Below are 1,810 nucleotides of genomic sequence, written 5' to 3' on the forward strand. Positions count from 1 at the left end.
CCCCCCCCCCCCCCCCCCCCCCCCCCCCGCGCCCCCCCCCCCCCCCCCCCCCCCCCCCCCCCCCCCCCCCCCCCCCCAAAAAAACCCCCCCCCCCCCCCCCCCCCCCCCCCCCCCCCCCCCCCCCCCCCCTTTTCGATTCCCCGTAACCCTGGCGCAGACATCACACCTCAGGTTCGGCTGCGTTCAGCGCCTGCGCGAGGTCGGCGATCAAATCCGACGGGTGTTCGATGCCGATCGACAGCCGGATCGTGGAATCGAGCACACCGATTTTCCGGCGGATGTCGGCGGGAACGCCGGAGTGGGTCATGGTGGCGGGCAGGCTCGCAAGCGACTCCGTTCCACCGAGGCTCACCGCCAGCTTGAGGATCTGCAGCGCATTGAGGAATTTCATGGCGGCGGCCTTGCCGCCGACGATGTCGAACGAGAACGTGGACCCCGCCCCTGTGCATTGCCGCGCAAACACAAGTCCATCCGGCGACGCCGCCTCGTGATGACCGAGATAGTGCACCTTGGCCACTTTTGGATGATCGCGCAGATAGTCCGCCACGAGGCGCGCATTCGCATCCGCCTTTTCCATGCGCAGGCTCAGCGTCTCGAGCGAGCGGTTGATCATCCAGCAGGAATGCGGATCGAGCTGGGTGCCGATGGCGCCCCGGAGCGCCTTGATGCCTTTCACCACCGCCTTCGCGCCGAGCGCGGCGCCCGCGATCAGATCTGAATGTCCGCCGACATATTTCGTGAGCGAGTACAGCGAAATATCCGCGCCGTGCTCGATCGGCCGCTGAAACACCGGTCCGAGCAGCGTATTGTCGCAGGCAATGATCGGAACGTGTCCTTGGGTCTTTCCGATGGTCTCGGCGACACGCCGCATCATCGCGATGTCGACCAGCCCGTTGGTGGGGTTGGCCGGAGTTTCGATCAGAATCATCGAAACCCGGCCCTTGCGCATGGCCTCCTCCGCGGCCTGGCTGACCACAGCTTCGTCAACGCCATCGGCGAAGCCGACGGCGCCGATCGACAGACGCGCAAGCGTATTCGTCAGCAGGGTTTCGGTCCCGCCATAGAGCGGCTGGGAATGCAGAATGACATCGCCGGGGCGGACGAACGCCAGGATCGTGGTCGCGATGGCCGCCATGCCGGATGAGAACAGCGCACAGCTCTCGGTGCGCTCGTAGATCGCGAGCCTGTCCTCGACGATTTCACTGTTGGGATGATTGAAGCGCGAATAGACTAGGCCCGCGCCCATCCCTTCCGGCGGCTCGCGCCGGCCGGAGACGAAATCGAAGAAGTCCTGCCCGTCCTCGGCCGTCTTGAACACGAAGGTCGAGGTCAGGAACACCGGCGGCTTGACCGCGCCTTCCGACAATTGCGGATCGTAGCCATAGGTCAGCATCAGCGTTTCCGGATGCAGCATATGGTTGCCGATGTGCGTCTTCGACGGGAACGGTTTGACCATGGCTTGTCTCGCTGTTGCTGATTGAGGTGCTCGCCGCGGGTTGGAACTCCTGATGACCTGAATGAGTCGCGGGATGCGTCGGCGTCAAAAGCTCACGCCAATGCCGCGGCGGTTGGAGCAAAGATAACTGCTTCGGCAGCGATCCGTCAGGCCTTGCGGATAGAATTTCCAGCGGCGACACGCGACGCAATAAAAAGGGCGGCTGCTTTCGCAGGGCCGCCCTTCTTGATTCCCAGTAGCGGGGGGGGGGGGGGGGGGGGCGGCGGGGGGGGGGGGGGGGGGGGGGGGGTGGGGGGGGGGGGGGGGGGGGGGGGGGGGGGGGGGGGGGGGGGCCCCGGGGGGGGGGTGGGGGG

Annotated in this window: 1 protein-coding gene; it reads right to left on the bottom strand. The window is 66.8% G+C overall.

Annotated features, from left to right (window positions below; translation table 11 throughout):
• Positions 1-161 precede the first annotated feature (161 nt).
• On the bottom strand, positions 162-1,457 hold the full coding sequence (locus AC0L30_RS41860) for a cystathionine gamma-synthase family protein (RefSeq protein WP_007602018.1): 1,296 nt from the start codon (positions 1,455-1,457) through the stop codon (positions 162-164).
• Between the last annotated feature and the right edge of the window lie 353 nt (positions 1,458-1,810).

It is taken from the genome of Bradyrhizobium sp. MI1.11, from assembly GCF_055811255.1.

What these genes read in the sequence shown, in the direction of transcription:
- AC0L30_RS41860 (WP_007602018.1), bottom strand. Translation starts at nt 1,457, where the DNA reads ATGGTCAAACCGTTCCCGTCGAAGACGCACATCGGCAACCATATGCTG.